The sequence below is a fragment of the Novosphingobium album (ex Hu et al. 2023) genome (assembly GCF_022832385.1).
GTDB classification, from domain to species: Bacteria; Pseudomonadota; Alphaproteobacteria; order Sphingomonadales; family Sphingomonadaceae; genus Novosphingobium; species Novosphingobium album.
In genome coordinates this window covers 139,829-160,816 of sequence record NZ_JALHLE010000019.1, presented here as the reverse complement: position 1 = coordinate 160,816, position 20,988 = coordinate 139,829, and the positions used below count along the sequence as shown (strand labels likewise).

Annotated in this window: 19 protein-coding genes; 12 read left to right on the top strand and 7 right to left on the bottom strand. The window is 63.9% G+C overall.

Annotation, left to right across the window (positions count from 1 at the left end; genetic code table 11):
• Nucleotides 1-163 precede the first annotated feature (163 nt).
• Nucleotides 164-712, bottom strand: coding sequence for a hypothetical protein (locus MTR64_RS13335; RefSeq protein WP_243994571.1), 549 nt, complete (start codon nt 710-712; stop codon nt 164-166).
• Between the two features lie 49 nt (nt 713-761).
• On the opposite strand from MTR64_RS13335, the gene MTR64_RS13330 reads away from it, so the two are divergent.
• From MTR64_RS13330 to MTR64_RS13300, 7 genes are all read left to right on the top strand, one after another.
• Nucleotides 762-1,544 carry a TlyA family RNA methyltransferase gene (locus MTR64_RS13330; protein ID WP_243994570.1) on the top strand — a complete coding sequence of 261 codons (783 nt, stop codon included), beginning with the start codon at nt 762-764 and terminating at the stop codon, nt 1,542-1,544.
• Nucleotides 1,545-1,635: 91 nt separating this feature from the next.
• Nucleotides 1,636-2,190 (top strand): TspO/MBR family protein, encoded by a 555-nt coding sequence (locus tag MTR64_RS13325; protein ID WP_243994569.1) that lies wholly within the window; start codon nt 1,636-1,638, stop codon nt 2,188-2,190.
• A 42-nt stretch (nt 2,191-2,232) separates the two neighbouring features.
• The gene (locus tag MTR64_RS13320; protein ID WP_243994568.1) at nt 2,233-2,487 is read left to right on the top strand and encodes an accessory factor UbiK family protein; all 255 of its coding nucleotides are present in this window, start codon (nt 2,233-2,235) and stop codon (nt 2,485-2,487) included.
• Between the two features lie 154 nt (nt 2,488-2,641).
• Entirely contained in the window at nt 2,642-3,247 is a 606-nt protein-coding gene (gene recO / locus MTR64_RS13315; protein ID WP_243994567.1) for a DNA repair protein RecO, read from the top strand.
• A 20-nt stretch (nt 3,248-3,267) separates the two neighbouring features.
• Entirely contained in the window at nt 3,268-4,311 is a 1,044-nt protein-coding gene (gene leuB, locus MTR64_RS13310; RefSeq protein ID WP_243994586.1) for a 3-isopropylmalate dehydrogenase, read from the top strand.
• Nucleotides 4,312-4,349: 38 nt separating this feature from the next.
• A complete protein-coding gene (locus tag MTR64_RS13305) occupies nt 4,350-5,537 on the top strand; it encodes a glycosyltransferase (RefSeq protein WP_243994566.1) in 1,188 nt (395 codons plus the stop codon).
• A gap of 107 nt (nt 5,538-5,644) precedes the next feature.
• Nucleotides 5,645-6,130: a hypothetical protein gene (locus MTR64_RS13300; protein WP_243994565.1), complete on the top strand. Its 486-nt coding sequence runs from the start codon at nt 5,645-5,647 to the stop codon at nt 6,128-6,130.
• 193 nt (nt 6,131-6,323) lie between these two features.
• Here MTR64_RS13300 and MTR64_RS13295 read toward each other — a convergent pair whose 3' ends face one another.
• Nucleotides 6,324-7,784 (bottom strand): arylsulfatase, encoded by a 1,461-nt coding sequence (locus MTR64_RS13295; RefSeq protein ID WP_243994564.1) that lies wholly within the window; start codon nt 7,782-7,784, stop codon nt 6,324-6,326.
• 266 nt (nt 7,785-8,050) lie between these two features.
• Nucleotides 8,051-9,334: a phospholipid carrier-dependent glycosyltransferase gene (locus MTR64_RS13290; RefSeq protein WP_243994563.1), complete on the bottom strand. Its 1,284-nt coding sequence runs from the start codon at nt 9,332-9,334 to the stop codon at nt 8,051-8,053.
• A gap of 95 nt (nt 9,335-9,429) precedes the next feature.
• Here MTR64_RS13290 and MTR64_RS13285 point away from each other — a divergent pair, with 95 nt between their 5' ends.
• The 4 genes from MTR64_RS13285 (at nt 9,430) to MTR64_RS13270 (ending at nt 13,417) form a co-directional block, all read left to right on the top strand.
• Nucleotides 9,430-10,638 carry a trans-sulfuration enzyme family protein gene (locus MTR64_RS13285; RefSeq protein WP_243994562.1) on the top strand — a complete coding sequence of 403 codons (1,209 nt, stop codon included), beginning with the start codon at nt 9,430-9,432 and terminating at the stop codon, nt 10,636-10,638.
• Nucleotides 10,635-11,990: a PAS domain S-box protein gene (locus MTR64_RS13280; RefSeq protein ID WP_268740907.1), complete on the top strand. Its 1,356-nt coding sequence runs from the start codon at nt 10,635-10,637 to the stop codon at nt 11,988-11,990. Before MTR64_RS13285 ends, MTR64_RS13280 begins: the two co-directional genes overlap by 4 nt.
• An 80-nt stretch (nt 11,991-12,070) precedes the next feature.
• Nucleotides 12,071-12,469, top strand: coding sequence for a Co2+/Mg2+ efflux protein ApaG (apaG, locus tag MTR64_RS13275; RefSeq protein WP_243994561.1), 399 nt, complete (start codon nt 12,071-12,073; stop codon nt 12,467-12,469).
• A gap of 138 nt (nt 12,470-12,607) precedes the next feature.
• Nucleotides 12,608-13,417: a LysR family transcriptional regulator gene (locus MTR64_RS13270; protein ID WP_243994560.1), complete on the top strand. Its 810-nt coding sequence runs from the start codon at nt 12,608-12,610 to the stop codon at nt 13,415-13,417.
• Between the two features lie 137 nt (nt 13,418-13,554).
• On the opposite strand, the gene MTR64_RS13265 is transcribed toward MTR64_RS13270, so the two are convergent.
• Nucleotides 13,555-14,973 (bottom strand): aromatic ring-hydroxylating oxygenase subunit alpha, encoded by a 1,419-nt coding sequence (locus tag MTR64_RS13265; protein ID WP_243994559.1) that lies wholly within the window; start codon nt 14,971-14,973, stop codon nt 13,555-13,557.
• Between the two features lie 178 nt (nt 14,974-15,151).
• Complete coding sequence (gene htpX, locus MTR64_RS13260) at nt 15,152-16,054, bottom strand: zinc metalloprotease HtpX (protein ID WP_243994558.1); 903 nt, start codon at nt 16,052-16,054, stop codon at nt 15,152-15,154.
• Between the two features lie 180 nt (nt 16,055-16,234).
• On the opposite strand from htpX, the gene MTR64_RS13255 reads away from it, so the two are divergent.
• A complete protein-coding gene (locus tag MTR64_RS13255) occupies nt 16,235-16,912 on the top strand; it encodes a TetR/AcrR family transcriptional regulator (protein ID WP_243994557.1) in 678 nt (225 codons plus the stop codon).
• Between the two features lie 179 nt (nt 16,913-17,091).
• Here the strand turns inward: MTR64_RS13255 and MTR64_RS13250 are convergent, their stop codons facing one another.
• On the bottom strand, nt 17,092-19,227 hold the full coding sequence (locus MTR64_RS13250) for an EAL domain-containing protein (protein ID WP_243994556.1): 2,136 nt from the start codon (nt 19,225-19,227) through the stop codon (nt 17,092-17,094).
• 528 nt (nt 19,228-19,755) lie between these two features.
• The gene (locus MTR64_RS13245; protein ID WP_243994584.1) at nt 19,756-20,463 is read right to left on the bottom strand and encodes an amidohydrolase family protein; all 708 of its coding nucleotides are present in this window, start codon (nt 20,461-20,463) and stop codon (nt 19,756-19,758) included.
• Nucleotides 20,464-20,988: the final 525 nt, after the last annotated feature.

The window sequence follows — 20,988 nt, the reverse complement described above, 5'->3', positions numbered from 1 at the left end:
CCGCAGCGCACAACAAGTCTTGCAATCATTTTTTTTGCCGTCATTATCTTGGCTTCCGGCCAGTTTTCCCCAGCTGTGCGGTGATTTGCAGGCACGGTTCGGGGCGCAGTGAAGTGCGGCCTGAAGCAGCAGCGAAATTCGGTATTTCAGGCAGTGACCGGGCTTACCGGCAGTCTTCTATGACTCGTGACACTTCAGCCCAGCTCGGAATGTAAAGCGGAGGAGTGCCTGCTGCCTCCACGGCAAAGCGCCCCCGGCTGAAGGCCATGGCATCGAGCAGTGGATCACGTGCGGAGAGCGTCACCCCCACGCCGCCTGCGACCGGGACCGCCGGCAGTGAGCGGACCGTTTCGCTGGTGCGGATCGTCATCGTGACCTGCCCGCTTGCTGAGCTGGCGGAACGTAGCAGTGTGATGGTCTGCCGCGCCGGGTCACAATGCATGATGAAATGCCCGTTCGCGAAGACCGCGTCAGATCCAGAATCCGAGAGCGCCCAGTTCCAGTTGCCCGGGGTTTCGGGCCGGTCCCGCCAGTCCGGAGAGGGGGCGGCAGGCACGGGCTGCGGGGTCGGGCGTGCGGTGGCCGTGGGGGCTGGTGTCGGGGCTGGTTTTGGCGGCTGCGGTACGCAGCCTCCCAGCATTGGCACGGCGACCAGCACCGTGAGAGTAAGGACGCGAAGAGTGGTGGCGCGGCTGCGCGGATTTGCCATCATGCCCCCGGTATGGAATGACACGCGCCCCACCTCAAGTATGCAAGCCCAGATGACTGACCCGTCCGCCCCTCGTCCTGTCGAAAAAAGCCGCGCGTCGGCCAAGATCCGCGTCGATCAGCTGCTGGTCGACCGCGGTCTTGCCGAAAGCCGCACCCGCGCGCAGGCGCTGGTGCTGGCCGGTCTGGTGTATTCGGGCGAAACGAAGGTCTCCAAGCCAGGGCAGGGCATCAAGTCCGATGCTCCGCTGGAAGTGCGCGGACGCGATCATCCCTGGGTTTCGCGCGGCGGCATCAAGCTGGCCCATGCGATCGAGCATTTCGATCTCGACCCCGCCGGTGCCGTGGCCATGGACATCGGCAGTTCCACCGGCGGCTTTACCGACGTGCTGCTGACCAGGGGGGCGGCCCGTGTATTTGCGGTCGATTCGGGCACCAACCAGCTCGCCTGGAAACTGCGGCAGGATCCGCGCGTGACCGTGCTCGAAAAGACCAGCGCCCGCATTCTGACACCAGAGCTAATTGATGCTCCGTGTAACTGGGTGGTGTGCGATGCGAGCTTTATAGGTCTTGCCAAGGTTCTGGAGGTGCCGCTGCGTCTGGCTGCGCCATCGTGCCGGCTTGTCGCGCTGATCAAGCCGCAGTTCGAGGTCGGGCGCAACGAGGTGGGCAAGGGCGGCGTGGTCCGTGATCCGGCGTTGCATCAACGTGTCTGCGGCGAAGTTCGCGGCTGGCTGGAAGGCGAGGGATGGGAAATTCAGGGCATTGTCGAAAGTCCGATCAAGGGACCCGAAGGCAATGTAGAGTTTCTCGTTTCGGCACGGCGCGGTAATTGATTGTTAGCAGACGATTGCGCCTTGGGCTTCGCGCCTGCACAAAACGCGCCGTCTCCGTGGCTGCCAAGTGATTCGGGAGTAGTTAAGCGAAATGACCCTGCTCGCCTCTTCGGGCCAGTTGCGTGCCAGTTTCATCCGTTGGGCTCTTGTTTGCGTTCCGGTGATCCTCCTTCTCGGGTTCCTGTCCGGAACGGCTGCGCAGAGCGGACCGCAAAATCCGTGGTTCGCCGCCCTCGTCAAGCCGGAGGCCTATCCGCCTCCGCAGGTGTTCGGAATCGTGTGGAGCGCGCTTTACGTCCTGATGGGGCTGGCGCTGGCGATGATACTGTCCGCGCGCGGCGCGCGGGCACGTGGTCCGGCGGTGATCGGCTTCGCCTTGCAGTTCCTGCTCAATCTGGCGTGGTCACCCGTGTTCTTCGGTGCCCACCAGCTGACCGGCGGGCTGATCGTGATCGCGGCGCTCGATGTCGCGGCGCTGGCTACGGTCTATCTGTTCAGCAAGGTCCGGCCGGTCGCTGCATTGCTGCTGGTGCCTTATGTGCTCTGGCTGCTTTTCGCGACGTACCTCAACTACGCGTTCCTCGAGGCCAACCCCACGATGGACGGCGTTGACGGGAATGGCGCGGTGGTGCGTTACCAGATCTGATCTCCTCTTGCGCTTGGGCGCACAGAGTTCCATCTAGGCACCATGCAAAGCGAAAACCCCTTCATCGCCGATTTCGCCAAGATGATGAACAGCGCTGCCGGCACGCTGGCCGGCATGGGGCGCGAAGCCCGCGATAATGCGCGCGAGCGGTTCAAGGAGTTCATGGGGGACATGGACTTCGTCAGCCGCGAGGAGTTCGAGGCCGTAAAGGACTTGGCCGCGACTGCTCGCGCAGAGGCTGAGGAGCTCAAGTCCCGGCTGGACGCGATCGAAGCGAAGCTCAACGCCGGCGGCTGACACTGCGCCCGCCTGCTGGTGCTTCGACAGGCTCAGCATGAGCGGTTTCCGTAGCGATTCCTTGATCCTCCAAAATCCGTTCATCCTGAGCTTGTCGAAGGATGTGATAAACGCCGCGGTTGCGGCCTGACCGGCAACCGACCAAACAGACCCCATGCATTTCCGCGCGCCCGCTCTTGTCTGTGCCACCCATCCGCACGGTGAGACGGCCGTTATCGCCCGGCTGCTGACGGCGGACCACGGGCTTGTCGCGGCCTATGTCGCCGGGGGCAGGGGCAGGCAGCTGCGCCCGGTGCTGATCCCTGGCAACCTGGTTGAGGCGGATGTCCGCTCGAAAGCCGAAACCCAGCTTCCCTTCGCCCGCGTCGAACTGCTTCAGAGCCGCGGGCCCTGGCTGACCGAGCCACTGCCTGCTGCCGCAATCGCCTGGGTGACGGCGCTTACTGCCTCAACCTTGCCCGAGCGGCATCCCTATTCGGCGCTTTACGAGGCGCTGTCCGGCCTGATCGAGGCGGTGTGCATGGCGCCGTCCGCGCGCGGCTGGGCCATGGCGCTGCTGTCCTATGAAGTGCTGCTGCTGCGCGAGCTGGGTTATGGGGTGCCGGTGCAGCGCCCCGACCAGTCCGACTGGGGCGCGATTCTCGACGCATTTGACCGCATTGGGCGCGAATTGGCGCGCTACCCGCTTGCCGATCGCCGCAGAGACGTTATGGCGGCGCGCGACTTGCTGCGCGAGCGGCTGAAGCGGATCGAAGGCTGACTATCATGACGAAGAACTCCCTGCGCATCGCGGTTTTCGCCGGTGACGGCATCGGCCCTGAAGTGACCGAACAGGCCGTGCGTGTCCTCGAAAAGCTCGGTCTTGAAGCGCTGGATCTGGTCGAAGGGGATGTCGGCGGCGCGGCCTACCGCAAGCACGGCCACCCGTTGCCCGCCGAAACGCTGGACATCGCGCGCTCGGCCGATGCGATCCTGTTCGGAGCCGTGGGCGATTTCTCGCTCGATCATCTCGACCGTCACCTGCGTCCCGAGCAGGCGGTACTGGGCCTGCGCAAGGAACTGGGCCTTTTCGCCAACCTGCGCCCCGCGCGCGTATTCAAGGGCCTTGAGGACCTGACCACGCTGCGCCCGGAAGTCGCGAGCCAGATCGACCTGCTGATCGTGCGCGAACTCAATGGAGACGTCTATTTCGGCGAGAAGGGGACGCGCACGCTGCCCGACGGCCGCCGTCAGGGCTGGGACATGATGTCCTATGCTGAGGACGAAGTGCGCCGCATCGCCCACACCGGCTTCACCGCCGCGATGGGCCGTTCGAAAAAGCTGTGCTCGGTGGACAAGGCCAACGTGCTGGAAACCTCGCAACTGTGGCGCGACGTGGTGATCGAGGTGTCGAAGGAATACCCCGAAGTCGAATTGAGCCACATGTATGTCGACAACGCGGCGATGCAACTGGTGAAGAACCCCGGCCAGTTCGACGTGATCGTGACCGGCAATCTCTTCGGTGACATCCTGAGCGATCAGGCGAGCATGTGCGTTGGCTCGATCGGCCTGCTGGCGTCGGCGAGCCTCGCTGAGGGCACTTATGGTCTTTACGAGCCCATCCATGGCTCCGCGCCCGACATCGCGGGCAAGAATCTGGCCAATCCGATGGCGACGATCCTCTCCGCTGCCATGCTGCTGCGCCACTCGTTCGGCCTCGAAGAGCAGGCGGTGCGTATTGAAAATGCCGTTGCAGCGGCACTGGCGGCAGGCGTAAAGGGCGGCGATCTGGGCGGCTCGGCCGGCACGCGGGAAATCGGTGGCGCGGTGGTCGAACGTCTCTAATAAGGCCTTCTTGAAATTCAACGCGTAAATACGGGGGCATGAAGATTACCAGTTCCGACCTTGCCCAGGCGGCGGATGCTGCCGCAGCTGTTGCCAGTCGTCCGCTCGAACTGGCGGTGGTGCTGCCGACCTATAACGAACGCAAGAACGTGGCGACCATGATCGCCCGTCTCGAAAAGGCGCTCGCGGACATCGCGTGGGAAGTCATCTTCGTCGACGACAACAGTCCGGACGGCACCTCGGACGAGGCGCGCCGGCTGTCGTTGACCGACCCGCGCGTGCGCTGCATCCAGCGCATCGGGCGCCGCGGCCTTGCCAGCGCAGCGATCGAGGGCATGTGCTCCACCGCGGCGCCGGTCGTCGCGGTAATGGATGCGGACCACCAGCACGATCCGGAACTGCTGCCGCAGATGCTGATGGCGGTGACGTCCGGCGAATACGATCTCGCGTATGCCTCGCGCTTTGCCGAAGGGGCCAGCACCGAGGCATGGGGGCGACCGGACCGGGTGAAGGCTTCGGGCCTTGCCAACAGGATCGCCAACAAGGTGACAGGCGTCGAACTGACCGATCCGATGAGCGGCTTTTTCATGCTGCGCACGGAAACCCTGCGCAATGATGCGCATCGCCTGTCAGGCGTCGGCTTCAAGATCCTGCTCGACATTCTTGCCACGGTCGACCGGCCGCTGCGCGTCAAGGAATTTCCCCTCAACTTCGCCGCCCGTGCGGAAGGCGAAAGCAAGCTGGACCAGACCGTCGTGTTCGAATTCCTCGTGGGCCTTTACGATAAGTGGCTTGGCCGCATCATCCCGACCCGCTTCGCGCTGTTCGGCACTGTGGGCGGACTGGGCGTGCTGGTGCAGCTCGGCGCACTGTGGGTGCTGCTTCATCACATCTTTGGCGAGCGTTTCGTCTACGGAAACTGGTCTGAAAGCACCACGTTCAACACGGCGAACACGCTGGCCGCCGTCATCGCGATGACGTTCAACTTCGTCCTCAACAATGAACTGACCTATTCGGACAAGCGCTTGCGCGGGTTCGGCCCGCTGATGCGCGGCTGGGCCCAGTTCGGCGTGACATGCTCGCTGGGGCTCCTCACCAACGTCGGCTCCGCGGCGGTCCTCAAGACGATCGGCATCCATGATGTGATCGCCGTTGTGACCGGCATTATTCTCGGTTCGGTTTGGAACTTCGCGCTCTCGTCCAAGTTCGTCTGGGGAAAGTACTGACCACTAGTTGCCGTTCGTCGGTTCCGGTAAGTCGTTTGCCGGAATCGTTTTGAGAATCGCAAAGTAATCGTCTCTTCGCCCGCGACCACATAAGCGGGAGAAGTTTGATGATCTTTCACGTTTCCATCGATGCGCGCGATCCGCAGCGCGTCGCCACGGTGCTGGCGGAGCTGCTGGGCGGCAAGGCCACGCCGTTTCCGCCGGTCGCGCAGGGCAGCTGGGTCGCCCACGCAGGCGATGACCGCAACACCCTTGTAGAAGTCTATCCGCGCGGCACCGAACTGGTCGAGGCACAGGGCGACGCCGATGCCGTCGGCGTGCCGGGCTATGACCGCCTGAGTTCGACTCACTTTGCCATGGCGACCAAGCTCGATCAGGCTGGTGTCTTCACGATCGCTATGCGCGAGGGCTGGCCCGCCAAGTACCGCAAGCGCGGCGGCGCGTTCGGCGTCATCGAGATGTGGATCGAGGGCGACCGCATGCTCGAAGTGCTGACCGACGAGATGCAGGCCGAATACCTTTCGGCGATGACGCTGGCCAACTGGGAAGACATGCTCGCCCATGGCGACGAAAGGCATCGTATCCCGGCGTGAGCTGGATGGCAGCCTCCCTGTCTCCTGTGGGGCAGGGAGGTTCCGGCATGCCCAGGCGCTGGCGGTAATAATGCAGGCTGCCATGGCAGATACCGATGCCAAAGCGGACTTGCCGGACACGCCGACATTGCGGACGTCCAACTATTGACCTGCAGCATCCGCTGCAGGGCTCTTCCCGCAGCGCTACCGGTCATTAATCCTGCGACGCGTGTTCCTTGAACTTCTCGATCAGCTTCGAGAAGTCACCAGACATCGCCTCCTGCCGTGGCGGGAATTCCGCGAAGGTCATCACGTGCTTGGTCATGAAGTCGATGATCGGCAGCAAGACCCAGCCCTTGTGCTCGGCCAGCTTGCGGTTGACGTCGCCCCACTGCCGTTCGAACGGGTCCATCAGGATATTCGTAATCATCGGCCGTCCGAGATGGACCAGCGGGTTGTCCCACTTGCCTTCCATCTTCGCCGCGATCGTCACCTTCCACGGGCCATAGCGGACTGCGGCCAGATTGGTCTCGTCGTAGTAGAAATAGTGTTTGCGCGCCGAGGGGCCCTTGCCGGTGAACAGCGCGGTCTGGTCGTAGCCGTCAAGGTGGACCTTGTACTTCTTGCCCTCGTGCTCGACGCCCTGCTTCAGCTTCTTGTCGATGTCCGGCATACCGACAAGCGCCGCGAAGGTCATGAAGAAGTCCTCCATGGCAACGATTTCGGAACTGACCTGCCCGGCCGGGATCTTGCCCGGATAGCGGATCACGCAGGGCACGCGCACGCCGCCTTCCCAGGTCGTGCCCTTGTCGCCGCGGAACGGCGAGGTACCACCCTCGGGCCACATGTACTGGTAGGCACCGTTGTCGGTGGTGTAGACGACGATAGTATCCTCGGTGATGCCCAGTTCGTCCAGCTTGGCGAGAAGCTGGCCAACGTGTCCGTCGTGCTCGGCAAGGCCATCGCCGTAGATGTCAGCCTGCGAAGCGCGGGAAACGCCCTTTCGTTCATCCAGCAGGTGCGTGAACACGTGCATGCGGCTCGCACAGTGCCAGATGAAGAAGGGCGTATCCGCCTTGACCTGCCGTTCCATGAAATTGCACGACTTGGCGACGATTTCGTCGTCCAGCGTCTTCATGCGTTCGGTCGTCAGTGGCCCCTCGTCCTTGGTCGGGCCATCGGCTGTGCCCGACACCATGCCGCGCACGTTCCATTGGTCTGCAAATTCCCTGGTCTGCGGGCGGTCCGGATCTTCCGGATCCTCGTTGGCGTTGAGGTGATAGAGGTTGCCGAAGAACTCGTCGAAGCCGTGACGGTGCGGCAGGTGTTCCTCGCGGTCGCCAAGGTGGTTCTTGCCGAACTGCGCGGTGGCATAGCCATGCATCTTGAGGATTTGCGCGATCGTCGGGTCCTTGTCGGACATGCCTTGCGGCGCACCGGCACAGCCCACAGTCGTAAGGCCGGTGCGCGCAGGCATCTGACCAGTGATGAAAGCGGCCCGCCCTGCCGTGCAAGAGGGCTGGGCATAGAATGAGGTGAGCTTGATCCCGTCCTCGCCGATGCTGTCGATGTGGGGCGTCGATACGCCCATTGTATCGCCGCCAAAGGAACTGACGTTCCAATAGCCGATATCGTCACCGAAGATGACAAGTATGTTGGGCTTGGCCTTGGGCATGGAACTCTCCTGTCGAGGATGTAGGCGGTAGTTCTAGGCTCTGGACCAGCAGGTCATGATCGGGACAAACCTTAGACAGCGTCGGGGAAAACCCGGTGCTGTCAGAACAACGTTATCGATGTTTACGCCTGCTTGCCTGCGGCTTTTTGTCCATGCGGCTTGGCAAATCGGCGTCCCGATCGCAGCTGGCCGCTAGGGCCAGCGCTTGCTCGGGGCTCCCACCGGTTGGATGAAATTCTCTGCGCGGTGTTGGCTGTCCTGGTCCTCTAACGCCAGCTCGGCAGCCACATCCACAGGTTGTAGGCGTCCTTGTAGGGCAGCGGGGCGGCAGAGATGATCGGGTAGAACACCGCGAACATCAGCAGCGAGAGCGCCATCGAGCCCGTCGCCACCCAGCGCCAGCGGTATCGGCGCTGCCACAGCACGTCGAGCCACAGGCCCATCAGCCCCATCAGGAAGGCGCCCGGCAGCAGGTAGTGGTAGTAGAACTGCACCGGCTTGCCGTTGAGCGCCCACATGGCAAGGCACGCGGCATAAAGCACGATCAGCGCCAGCGCGTCGGCGCGGCGCCGGATGAGCATGGCCCACAGGCCCCACAGCAGCGCCACCAGCCCCGCGAGCATCGAGAACGGATTGCCGAGCATGACGATGCCACGCTGGGCGCCGTCCACGTCCTTGAACAGGTACCAGATCGCCCGCCAGTTCACGACCCACTGATACCACAGGCTCTGGTAGGGATGCGGCTTCTTCACGCTGTCCTGTAGCCTGATCATGTATTCGTGGTGGCCGATGAAATCGAGCGGGTTCACCGGTCGGTCGCTGTAGAACATCGCGGGCAGGAACGTCAGCCAGTACACTGCCAGCGGCAACAGACCCAGCCACAGCACAGCCTCGGCCAGAGAAACGCCCTTGATCGGCCCGGCGCCCTTGCGGCCGACGATGAACACGCCGCGCTCGCGGATGCGCAGGATCAGGAAGGCGAGGCCAGGCATCATCAGCGCCGGAGCGCTGCTCCATTTCGCACCGAGCGAAAGGCCGAGCGCTATGCCGCTCAGCACCAGATGAAAGCGCGCGCCGCTGGTCGAGCGGGCGCGCAGCGCCGCGGCGAACTGCCATAGGCCTACCATGCACATCCCGGCTTCCACCATGTCGAGCATGGCGATGCGGCTCTGGATGAACCACATGCAGTTGGTCGCGAGCAGGGCGGTGGCCGCCAGCGTTGCCGCGCGGCGGCGCGAGAGATGCCAGATCAGGCGCGAGAAGCCGAACAGGCCGAGCGTGCCGAAAAGCACCGGCCCCAGCCGCCATGCGAGCGGCCGGTCGCCGAGGAAATGGATGCAGGCGGCGATCACTTCCTTGCCGAACATCGGATGTTCGCGGTTGGCGGGGATCAGGTCCAGCAGCTTGAGCGAGGCCGGGACATAGTGCACCTCGTCGAAATAGTATGCCGACGGGATTTCCAGCCGCCACAGCGCCAGCGTGAGGAAAAGCGCGGTGATGCCCAGGCACCAGCCGATCGGGTCTCGGGCTTGTCGGGGGGATAGCGGCATTGGTTGTGCGGGATAGCACGAACGCGGCTCTCCGCAAGAGCGCTTGCACGGCAACCGCTTGCCTTGATCCCCACGCGCTCCTAGAGGCCGAAATCATGAAACGCACGACCGGACAGGACCGCACCCAGACCCGCAACTGGCGCCCCGCCACCCGCGCAATCCGCGGCGGCACCTGGCGTTCCGAAATGGGCGAGACGAGCGAGGCGCTCTTCCTCACCTCGGGCTATTCCTATGATGACGCCGCGACTGTCGCCGCGCGCTTTGCCGGCGAGCAGGATGGCATGACCTACTCGCGCCTCCAGAACCCGACCGTGGCGATGCTGGAAGAGCGGATCGCGCTGCTTGAAGGTGCCGAGGCGTGCCGGACGCAGGCCTCGGGCATGGCGGCGATGACAGCGGCGCTGCTGTGCCAGCTTTCGGCGGGCGACCACATGGTTTCGGCCCGTGCCGCGTTCGGCTCTTGCCGCTGGCTGGGCGACAGCCTGCTGCCGCGCTTCGGCATCGACGTGACCGTCATCGACGCGCGCGATACCGCCGCGTGGGAAGCCGCGATCCGCCCCAACACCAAGGTGTTCTTCTTCGAGACCCCCGCCAATCCGACGATGGACGTGGCAGATCTCGAAGCGATCGCAAACATCGCCAAGGCCCATGGTATCACCACTGTCGTCGACAATGCCTTCTGTTCGCCTGCGCTGCAGCGCCCGATGGAATTCGGCATCGACGTGGTTGCCTATTCGGCTACCAAGCTGATGGACGGGCAGGGGCGCGTGCTTGCGGGTGCCGTCTGCGGCAGCGAGGAATTCATCAACGACAAGCTGCTGCCGTTCCAGCGCAACACCGGGCCGAACCTTTCCCCCTTCAACGCCTGGGTCGTGCTCAAGGGGCTGGAGACGCTGGACCTGCGCGCGAAGAAGCAGAGCGAGAACGCGCTCAAGGTCGGCCAATTCCTCGAAGGGCGCGTGCCGGTGATCCTGCATCCCTGGCTCGACAGCCATCCGCAGCAGGCGCTCGCGCAGAAGCAGATGGATGCCTGCGGCCCGATCTTCAGCTTCGTGCTCGACGGCGGGCGTGAGCAGGCTCATGCACTGCTCGATGCGCTTCAGCTCATCGACATCTCGAACAACATCGGAGACTCTCGGTCGCTGATGTGCCATCCTGCCTCCACGACGCACCACAACATGGGGCCGGAAGGCCGCGAAGCTATGGGGATCGGCGAAGGCATGCTGCGCATCAATGTCGGCCTTGAAGACGCCGACGATCTGATCGAGGACCTTGACCAGGCCCTGAGCAAGGCCGGTCTCTGAACGCGATCGATCCCGGAGCGGATCCCGCGGCGCTGCTCGCCGCGATCGTTGAATCGAGCGACGACGCGATTGTAGGCAAGGCGCTGGATGGCCGCATCCTGAGCTGGAACGCGGCCGCCGAACGGATTTTCGGCTGGCCCGCCGACGAGATCATCGGGCGCAATGTGCGCACCCTGATCCCGCAGGACCGGCTGGACGAGGAAGACGCGATTATCGCCCGCATCAGCCGGGGCGAGCGGATGCCCTCGTTCGAGACGCTCCGCCAGCGCAAGGACGGCAGCCTCGTCAGCGTCGCCGTTACCGTGTCTCCGGTGCGCGATGCCGAGGGCAGGGTGGTCGCGGCCAGCAAGATCGCGCGCGACATGTCCGAGAGCATCAGCATCAAGGATCAACTGGCCCTGAGCGAGGCCCGGTTCCGCCTGTTGGCCGACAACATGAGCCAGCTCGCCTGGATCGCCGACAGTGACGGCTGGATCTTCTGGTACAACAAGCGCTGGTTCGACTACACCGGCACCACGCTCGAGCAGATGGAAGGCTGGGGCTGGAAGGCGGTGCATCATCCCGATCACGTGGACGCCGTGGTTGAAAAGATCTCCAGCCACTTCGAATCCGGAGAGGATTGGGAAGACACCTTTCCGCTACGTGGCGCGGACGGGGAATGGCGCTGGTTTCTTTCGCGCGCCAAGCCCATCCGGGACGAGAATGGCGCGCTGCTCTACTGGTTCGGCACCAATACCGATGTGACCGAGATGCGTGATGCGGAAGAGCAGATTGAGCTGCTGCTTCAGGAAGTGAACCACCGTAGCAAGAACATGCTAGCAGTGGTTCAGTCGCTGGCACGGCGTTCCGACATCGACAACTCTGACTTCATCGACCGCCTGGAACAACGCATTCGCGGCCTTGCCGCGAATCAGGACGTGCTGGTGCGGCGGGCCTGGTCGCGCATTCCCGTGCGAGAGATGGTGGAGGCACAGCTACGTTCGCTGGGCGAGGCACGGGCGCAGATCACCTCCGCGGGGCCGGAGGTAAAGCTTTCTCCCGGTGCGGCAGAGGCGCTGGCCATGGCGTTCCATGAAATGGGTACCAACGCCGTCAAGTATGGCGCGCTTTCGGTGCCGGAGGGACGAGTCGCGATAGGCTGGTCACTCGAAGGGGACGGCAGGGATGCCCGCTTTCGCATTGCCTGGACGGAAGAGGGCGGTCCGCCCGCCATCGAGCCGCAGCGCAAGGGCTTCGGTACGCGCATCATCGTGGATGTGCCGCGGGTCAAGCTTGATGCCGAAATCGTGACCGAATACCCGCCAGAAGGGTTCCGCTGGGCCCTGGAATGCGCGGCTCCTTCGATCCTGTGACGCTGCCGTGGTGGCGTGCACAGCGCAGGACAGCAAAGCGGTTGTAGGTGCGCGGATTCGCCGTTAGGCTTGTTCCTACCATGAAGGAACTGTTCCAGCATACCGCACTCACTGATGGCGTTACGGTTCGCGTCGCCGTCAATTTTCTGCCCGAGCAATCACGCATCGAGGCGGGCAAGTGGTTCTGGGTCTATCATATCCGCATTGAGAACGACACGCCGCACACGATGCAGCTGATCTCGCGCCACTGGCGTATCACCGATGGCAATGGCGATGTCAGCGTCGTCGATGGCGAGGGCGTGGTGGGAGAACAGCCAGTGCTGCGTCCCGGCGCCAGCCATGACTACGTCTCGGGTTGTCCGCTCTCGACGCCGCAGGGTTCGATGGAGGGGTACTACACCTTCCGTCGCACCGATGGTGTGGAGTTCAAGGCACTGATTCCGTTTTTCCCGCTGGCCGCCCCCGCCACGGCAGGGTGATTTGCCACGCCGTGAGGAGCGATTCGACGGCAGGCAGGGTTGGCCACAAGCTCGGCACCCCGGTATTCTCGTGCCCCGTTTCTTCCCTGCAACAGGAACTTCGTTGCCCTGCGCGTCCGTGCGGCATAGGGAAGCGGCATGAAGCGCACGCATCTGCCCCTCAACGCCCTTCGCGTGTTCGACGCGGCCGCGCGGCATCTTTCGTTCACGCGCGCGGCGGACGAACTGGCGGTGACGCCTGCCGCCGTGGGCCAGCAGATCCGCGCGCTGGAAGACCTGCTCGGCGTCGTCCTGTTCCGCCGCACCAGCAAGGGGCTGGAACTCACCGACGAGGCGGGGGCCGGCCTGGCTGCCCTTCGCACCGGCTTCCTTCATTTCGAGGATGCGGTTCAGGCGATGCAGGCCAGCCAGTCGAGCCACGTCTATACCATTGCCGCGCCGCGCGAATTCTTCGCTGCCTGGCTGGCGCCGCGTCTCGCTGCGTTCCGGGCGGAAAATCCGGAGGTGCGCTTCGTGCTGGTGGACGGCGAGATGACCGATTTTACCGAAGCCAATCTCGATATCGCCGTGCGCTGGACGGATGGGCCCGGCGAGCTGGAAGGCGTGCCGCTGGGCGATCCGGACTGGGTCATGGTTGGCGAAGGGCCCTGGATCGGCTGGCCGGGCGATCCCGCGCCGGAAGGCAGCGATGCCGCGTCCGCCGACAGCGACGGGGAGGAGGACAAGCCGCCGGTCATGGTCGCTGATGCCGGGCAGGCGATCGCCGCGGCATTGGCGGGGCTGGGGCAGGTGCGCGTACCCGCTCTGCTGACCGCGGGTCTCCCCGCTGCCCCGGTCACTGCGATCGATACACCGTGCCGCCGCGGCTACTGGCTGGTGGCACCGCTGCCGCAGTGGCGCCAGAAAAAGGTCAAGGCGCTGGTCGCGGCGCTGACCGCCGGAGCTTGACGCTGGCGCAGTGAACCGGCGCTGCGGGCCATCCTCATTCTCCGGCGGAGACGGACAAGTAAAAAGGGCGATGGCAATCCTGCCACCGCCCTTTTTTTGAGGCTGACCGCGTGGCCCGTGGCCCCGGCGGCGTTCGTTCAGAAGCCGAGGTCTTCGATCTTGCCGTCGAAATTGTTGCCGAGCTTGTGGGTGGCCTTGGCCAGCTTTTCGCCCGGCTGTCCGGCAAGGTAACCGTCGATGATGCGCTGGTAGTTGCTGATCAGGCCTTCGACGTCGCCAGACAGGCGCATGAATTCGAACCCGTCGGCGTGCATCCCTGCCTGCTGGATCGGAATGTTCGAATAGTCCTGGCGCGGGATCGGCGGGAAGTCCGGGCTGTCGTAGGGCAGAACGGTCGGCTCCATGACCGGCTCGGGCTCCTGGCCTTCGGGGAAATGGGTCAGCGACCAGATCTCGAAAAAGCAGCTTTCCGGGCCGAGCGGCCGGATGCGGTACGCCGAGAACGAGGTGAAGGTCGGCAGCAGGAAGTAATGCGGGAACAGGAATTCCACGGCATTGACCGGATCGGACTGCTTGACCGCCAGCAGATCGGGAATGTCCTCACCCCGCTCGCGCAGGGTCTGGGTGATCGCCGCGAGCACCATGCCGAACCAGGTCTGCATGGCCAGCATCGGGTCTTCGGGCAGGTTGTCGATCGGCACGCCGCGCGCGATTTCGACTTCCTTGGCGTGGATCATGCCGGCCATGCCGTCGCTCAGCAGCTTCATGCCGTCGAGCTGGGCTTCGATCATTTCCGCGATGTTGGTCGGCGTTGGGGCGGTCTTCACATCGTCGATGCCGCCGTAGCGTTCCGTGTAGAGTTCCGGCGTGCGGTAGTGCAGCTGCGGGTGTGTCTGCAGCACGTGGTAGCCTTCCATGAAGGCTTCCATGGCGATCTTCCAGTTGGCCGGGAGCACCGTGCCGTAGTGCCATTCGGCGCGCACGTTGGCGAGGCCATTGGCTTCCAGCCGGTCCGCCACCGGACCCAGCGTTTCGCGCAGGGCCGGGGCATCGTCGTCGTGGTTGATCCACGCGCAGCCGCCGAAGGTTTCCACGCGGCAGGGGACGAGGTTGATGTCGTCGTCGAGCTGCCGCTCGCTGAAGATGTGCTTGGCGTAGACGAGCGTGTTTTCGCCATCCATGTTCCAGCGCCAGCCGTGGAACGGGCAGACGAAGCCCTTCTTAGAGCAATTGCCGTGCGCGCTGGCGTGCGAGCAGCCAATCGTGGTGCCGCCTGCAAAGGGCACGCCGCGGTGGCGGCAGGCATTGTGCCAGGCCTTGATGCCGCTTTCCGTGCGCACGACGATGACCGACTTGCCGACGTTGCTGTATTCGACCCAGTCTCCCACTTCGGGAATCTGTTCGAGCCGGCACGCCATCTGCCAGGCGTGCGGCCAGAGGTGGTCAAGCTCCGCCTGATAGAATTCGGCATCGTAATAGCGCTTTGCCGGGATCCGCTCTGGATCGTCGATCGGAAACGGTACCGGCCGAAGGCCGCCGTCAGCTGATTTGAGCACTCCCACACCTCTTTTGATCGTGAGTCTGTTGTTATCGGATAAGTGTACAGTCCGGGGAAGGCGAGGCAATGCCGCACGGCGGCCTGATCATCGCGGGCACGCTAAATAGGCGCACTTTTACGCGCCGGGACAAGCGGCGGGCGGCACTTGGCGGTGTACACTCTGGTACAAACATTTCCTAGTGCAAGCGGTTCGGGTCGAGCGCCGAGCGCTTTGGCGCTGCTCCCGCGCGCGGCACCGAAACCGCAGCTGCCGTGCCGCCTCCGCCCATCGCCATCAGTGCGGCAATGCGCTTTTCGGTCGCCGGGTGAGTGGAGAACAGCTCCGACACATGCGAGGGTACGATATAGAGCTGCGCGGTTGCCGGATTGCGCTCGACCGCTGGGTTGGGCAGGTGCGCGGCGGGCCCGGCGATCTTTGCGAGCGCGGAGGCGAGCGCCCGGGGATTGCCGCTGATCTCTGCTCCGGCCTTGTCCGCGCCGAACTCGCGCGTGCGGCTGATCGCCATCTGCACGATCATCGCCGCGAACGGCGCCATGACCACCGCCGCGATGGCCGCCAGCGGATGAGGCCGGTTGTCACTGTGGCCGCCGAAGAACAGGCCGAAGTTGGCGATCATCGAGATAGCGCCCGCGATCGTCGCGACCATGGTCATGATCAGGGTGTCGCGGTTGCGCACATGGCCCAGTTCATGCGCCATGACCCCCGCCACTTCCTCGCGGCTGAGCATGGACAGCAGGCCGGTGGTCGCGGCAACCGCGGCGTTTTCGGGATTGCGGCCGGTGGCAAAGGCATTGGGGGCCTGCGTGTCGATCAGGTAGACGCGCGGCATCGGCAGTCCGGCATTGCGAGCCAGCCTTTCGACAATCGCGTAGAATTCGGGCGCGCTGCGGGCATCGACTTCACGCGCGTTGTGCATCCGCAGGACGATGCTGTCCGCGTTCCAGTAGGTGAACAGGTTCATGCCCGCCGCCACGATCAGCGCGATTCCCGCGCCGCCGGTGCCGCCGAACATGTAGCCGAGCGCCATGAACAGCGCCGTCAGCGCCGCCAGCAGCATGGCCGTCTTGATGCCGTTCACGTGTTTCTACTCTCCATTATGCCTGTTTCGTGCGTGCACCGGGAATCTAGGATGGCGTGAGCGGGTTTCAACGGCGGGCCGGGGGATAACGGTCTGCTTGGCGCCGGTGTACTTGGCAGAGCCGCCCGCAGCCGATAGACGGAGTTGAACGAAGTTTCAGGATCAGAGGAGCGGCTCGGGTTGGCACAGCAGGAATCGGACGCAAAGGCTCCCCGACGCCGGCGGCGCACGTCCGAGGAAGTGGCGGACCGCATTCTCGAAGCCGCGGCCGAGGAGTTCGAGCAGTCGGGCTATTCCGGTGCCACGACCGCCGCCATCGCGCGGCGGGCCGATGTCACCGAAGCGCAGATCTTCCGCTTCCACGCATCCAAGCAGGACCTGTTCCGCGCCGCGATCTTCACCCCGCTCAACCGCCATTTCAGCGATTTCCAGTCGCGCAGTATCGCGGATCTTGGCGCGGGGCGCGAAGGCAAGGACCTGGCCAGGCAATATATCGGCGAGTTGCAGGACTTCATGTCCAGCCATTCGGGCATGTTCATGTCGCTGATCGTGGCCAGCGCCTATTCGCCCGGCTCGACCGGGGCGATCACCGAGCTGGAAGGGCTGCAGGCCTACTTTGAAAAAGGCAAGGCGCTGATGAGCTCGCGGATGGGCTCCGACGCGCCGGTTTCCGCCGAGCTGATGGTGCGCGTGTCTTTTGCCGCGGTGCTGGCCAACCTGATGTTCCGCGACTGGCTGTTCCCGCCGGGCCTCGCCAGCGACGAGGAAATCCGCGACGCCATCGCGACCTTCGTGATCGAGGGGATCGAGGCGAACGGGCCGGTGGGCGAGGGGCGGAGCGGAGAAGTGCCGGGCTGAATGCGCGGAGGTCCCGGGGGAGCGGATGTTGAACAGGCCACCCCGCCGCGACTACGCTAGCCAAGTCTCGCGGCATTCGCGCGAACGGGCGGGCGGAATTTGGGGCTCGTTGAGGCATGCCTCGGATCGCGGGTAGGCTGTCTCCACGGCCGCAATCAGCCCCTTCCGCGACCGGCAGTTTATCTGGCCACGCTATAGCCGTCCGGTTCCGCGACTGGCTTTCTCGCGGCCACTTGCATGAAGCGCGGCGGATTGGCGGGCATATCGCAGGCCAGCGCCAGAGGATAAAGTCCCGGCGGCAGAGCCGCGAGCGGCATTCCGGCGGCGGCGAGGGCATAAGGCGATACGCGGTGGCGCGTACACAGGCCGCCGGCCCCGTCGCTGACCAGCGGCGTTTCGAACTGGACGACGAAGCGGGTCTCTTCCGATCGGACGACCGTGGAATAGGCGAGTTGGCCGCTGCCGAGATCCAGCACGACGTCGGTGCCGGCAGGCACTCCCATCAGGCCCTCGATCATCGCGCCGGTCTTCGAGATACTGCGCATGACGGCATCGTAGCGGTGATCTTCGTGGATGACGCCGATTCGGCGGATCACGGTGCGCCGCTCCGGGCGATGCCGGGCAGGCCCCGAAGGCGCAATCTTGAATTGTTCGGGGCCGACCTGTTCCGCGATCTCCTCCGGCGTCAGCGGCTTGGAATAGAGCCACCCCTGGATGAAGCGTGCGCCCTTCGCACGGACCAGTTCCAACTGGTCGAAGGCCTCCACACCCTCGACGGTCGTCTCCATGCCGATCGCATCGGCAAGGCCGACGATCGCTGCGATGATGGTCGGACTGTTCTGCTTCTTGAGCGTGCATGTCTCGACGAAGCTCTTGTCCACCTTGATCTTGTCGAACGGCGCGGTGCGCAAGTAGCTCAGCGACGAGAAACCCGTGCCGAAATCGTCCAGGACAAGGCGAACCCCCAGGACCTTCAACGTCTTGAACGTGTGCTCGGCGGCTTCGCCGTCGACCAGGAAAATGCCTTCCGTCAATTCCAGTTCCAGCCGTTCGGCGGCGAGTCCGCTTTCCTCAAGGGCAGACGTGACCATCGCGACGAAACCGGGATGCGCGAACTGGACGGCGGAGACATTGACCGCCACGCGCACGCTCTCGGGCCAGTTCAGCGCTTCCATGCAGGCGCGGCGCAACGCCCATTCGCCGATCTGGATGATCAATCCGGATTCTTCGGCAATCGGCACGAAGATCTCGGGGCTCACATCGCCCCTTTCCGGATGGTCCCAGCGCATCAGGGCCTCGAAGCCGACAACGGCGTTGTCGTCGGCCCTCACCACCGGCTGATAGCGCAATTGCAGCGCGTCGCTGCCCAGTGCCTTGCGCAAGTCGTCGAGAAGAAGCTGGCGCTCCACCTTTTCGTCCTTGAGGTCGGCGGAGAAAAACCGGAACTGCCCCCGGCCGCCCTTCTTGGCGGCATAGAGCGCGAGGTCGGCGCTCTTGACGAGATGCTCACGTTCAAGGCCGTCATGTGGCGCTACCGCGATGCCGACAGACGTGCCGATGACGGCTCTCTCGGCATCGATGGGATAGGGCTGGGACACGATCTGGATGATCCGGTCCGCCAGTTCGCCAAGCCTGCCGCGATCGTCCATGTCGGGAAGAATGATCGCGAACTCGTCCCCGCCGAGGCGGCCGATCTCGCCGTTGTCTCCCACGATGCGGCGCAGCCGGTCCGCAACCTGGCGCAGCAGTTCGTCACCGGCGGGGTGCCCCATCGTGTCGTTGACCTGTTTGAAGCGGTCGAGATCGAGCAGGATCAGCGCGCAGCTTCGCTTCGCGGCGCTGAAGGCGCTCAGATAGCCATCGAGCTGCGCATTGTGCCGGTGGCGATTGGCCAGCCCTGTCAGCGCATCGGACATGGCCTGGTGCATTTCGTCCAGTTCGCGCTGGTACTGCTCGGTAATGTCCCGGAAGCCGCCCCGGTAGCCCTGGAAGTTGCCGGCATTATCGAACTTGGGCCTGCCTGAAAGCGAGAGCCACAGCGGCTGGCCGTGCCGCTTGCCGCTGCCGGCCTTCGGTCGGACCGTCAGATCCGTGACCTTGAGCCGGCTGCCCAGCAGAAAGGTGAGGGGGCGGCTCGATTTCTCGTCGAGCTTGTCCGGGTCCGTTTCGACGAGGTCTCCGAGTGGCTGGCCGAGCGCACTTGCCGCATCGACCCCGAGTGCGTCGAGGAGTCTGTCGGAACTGTAAACGAGGTTGCCGTGCTCGTTCGTGGCCCACAGCCAGCCCATTCCGAGGGCTTCGTATTCATCGAGCAAGGCGAGACGTTCTCGGGCAGGAATTGGCGCATGCCTTCCGTTCGCCCCTGCGGAGCGTTCCTGACCGATCCGATGGCCGAATCCCTTTAGAATGTTCCTGACGGCCATAACTGAAATTCCATCGAGTCTTAACTCTCAATTCGAGGGCTCTACATGGAATTGGTTAAAATCCGTTTTGTGTCTTGCCGTAATGAGTTGCTCGAGGAAATATTATCAATTGTTGTCATCGTCGCGTGATTATTCAAAAGGTTTTGAGAGGTCCTCTGCTTCCCGAGTGAACACCTGTTCCGCTTTCTGTTGTCTGCCGTCTTGACGAGCCGCCGGTCCGATGGCTTCACGCCGGGCACGCCTCGGGCCTCTCCCGCGGGCGGAACGGGGCCGAGGATCGCCCGGCGTGGGCATCGCGACGCTACGAAATATCGAACCCGAACACCCGCGCCGCGTTCTCGCTGAGCGTCTTGCGGGTATCCGCTTCCTTCAGCCCTTCGGTCATCTTCAAGGCCACATCGCGCGAATGCGGCCAGATCGTTAGATCGTTGCCGAGTGCGGGTAGTCGGAGGAGAACATCGTCATGCCCGCCATCCAGGGCCACAGGCCGGTGCCGATCATCTGGTAGCCTGCATAGTCGTCGACATTGGTGGTGAACACGTTCTTGCCGATGAACTCGGTCGGGCTGTGCTTCAGCTTCACCGGGAACCACGATTTCTGGATGTCCCAGTGGTGTTCCATGGTCTGCACCCAGAATGGCGCCCAGCCGCAGTCGACCTCGGCGCCGACCATTTTCAGGTTCGGGTACTGGTCGAACACGCCGGCGAAGATCAGGTAGGAGAAGGGACGCAGGCACGAGAAATAGCGCGTGACGATCCCGCCGATCGAGACCTTGTCCTCCTGCAGCCGGTCCCAGTCTGTGGCATCGGGCGGGCCACCGTGGTTGCGGTGCATGCACAAGGTCATGCCCAGTTCGTCGGCCGTCTGCCAGACCGGGTGGTAATGCGTGGGGTGGTTATACGGGATCGTAGGATTGCCTGGTATGTACATGGCCCGGCATCCTTTTTTTGCCACCCGCTTCATTTCGGCGACGGCGTGCTCAATGCCCAGTTCGGTCGGGTTGATGGCAAGGCCGCACAGCCGTTTGGGGTCGCAGGCCTGGAAATCGTCGAGGATCCAGTCGTTGTAGGCGACGAAGCCTGCGGCAGCGACTTCCTTGTCCGGGTGGGTGTACAATACCGGCCCCATGCCCGGATAGGTTACCGAGGCCCAGGTGCCGTCGATGTCCATGTCCTTCAAGTGCTCGGTCCCGTTGTAATTGCCGGGACGCAGCTGGTCGTAGCGCAGCCCGCTCATGCGGTAGTCCTTCTTGTCGAACCCGGCCATCGCCTCGAGGCCGTAAGTGCGCTTGGGCGGGGTGCCGTCGATCGACCAGCCTTCGCCGCCGTCCTTGCCCACGATCACGCGCGGAGCCTTGTCCTTGAGGTGGGCGGGGAAGCGGTCGAGGAACAGGTTGCGCGGTTCGTTGACGTGGTTGTCGGCGCTGATGAGCTTGATGCCCAGCGCGTCGATCCGGTCCTTCGGCGCGTCGATAGCGGCAGTGGCCATGGCGATTCTCCCTTGGTTTTATGACCCGGATCATACGCGTATCGAATAATGTAGCAAGCGCTTGGTTATCGTCGGCGCGCTACCGTGGAACTGCAGGGTTCAGGGGCTTTCGTGTGCTTGTAGGGGGACGGGTGGTGCCATACCCTGCGGCAAAGAACCAAAATT

Bases quoted from the DNA above. Each gene is read 5' to 3' on its own strand.
- MTR64_RS13245 (WP_243994584.1), bottom strand. From the start codon at position 20,463: ATGGGGCCGGTATTGTACACCCACCCGGACAAGGAAGTCGCTGCCGCA.
- MTR64_RS13290 (WP_243994563.1), bottom strand. From the start codon at position 9,334: ATGCCGCTATCCCCCCGACAAGCCCGAGACCCGATCGGCTGGTGCCTG.
- MTR64_RS13270 (WP_243994560.1), top strand. From the start codon at position 12,608: ATGAAGCGCACGCATCTGCCCCTCAACGCCCTTCGCGTGTTCGACGCG.
- MTR64_RS13330 (WP_243994570.1), top strand. From the start codon at position 762: ATGACTGACCCGTCCGCCCCTCGTCCTGTCGAAAAAAGCCGCGCGTCG.
- MTR64_RS13335 (WP_243994571.1), bottom strand. From the start codon at position 712: ATGATGGCAAATCCGCGCAGCCGCGCCACCACTCTTCGCGTCCTTACT.
- MTR64_RS13320 (WP_243994568.1), top strand. From the start codon at position 2,233: ATGCAAAGCGAAAACCCCTTCATCGCCGATTTCGCCAAGATGATGAAC.
- apaG (WP_243994561.1), top strand. From the start codon at position 12,071: ATGAAGGAACTGTTCCAGCATACCGCACTCACTGATGGCGTTACGGTT.
- MTR64_RS13300 (WP_243994565.1), top strand. From the start codon at position 5,645: ATGATCTTTCACGTTTCCATCGATGCGCGCGATCCGCAGCGCGTCGCC.
- MTR64_RS13305 (WP_243994566.1), top strand. From the start codon at position 4,350: ATGAAGATTACCAGTTCCGACCTTGCCCAGGCGGCGGATGCTGCCGCA.
- MTR64_RS13295 (WP_243994564.1), bottom strand. From the start codon at position 7,784: ATGCCCAAGGCCAAGCCCAACATACTTGTCATCTTCGGTGACGATATC.
- recO (WP_243994567.1), top strand. From the start codon at position 2,642: ATGCATTTCCGCGCGCCCGCTCTTGTCTGTGCCACCCATCCGCACGGT.
- MTR64_RS13325 (WP_243994569.1), top strand. From the start codon at position 1,636: ATGACCCTGCTCGCCTCTTCGGGCCAGTTGCGTGCCAGTTTCATCCGT.
- MTR64_RS13285 (WP_243994562.1), top strand. From the start codon at position 9,430: ATGAAACGCACGACCGGACAGGACCGCACCCAGACCCGCAACTGGCGC.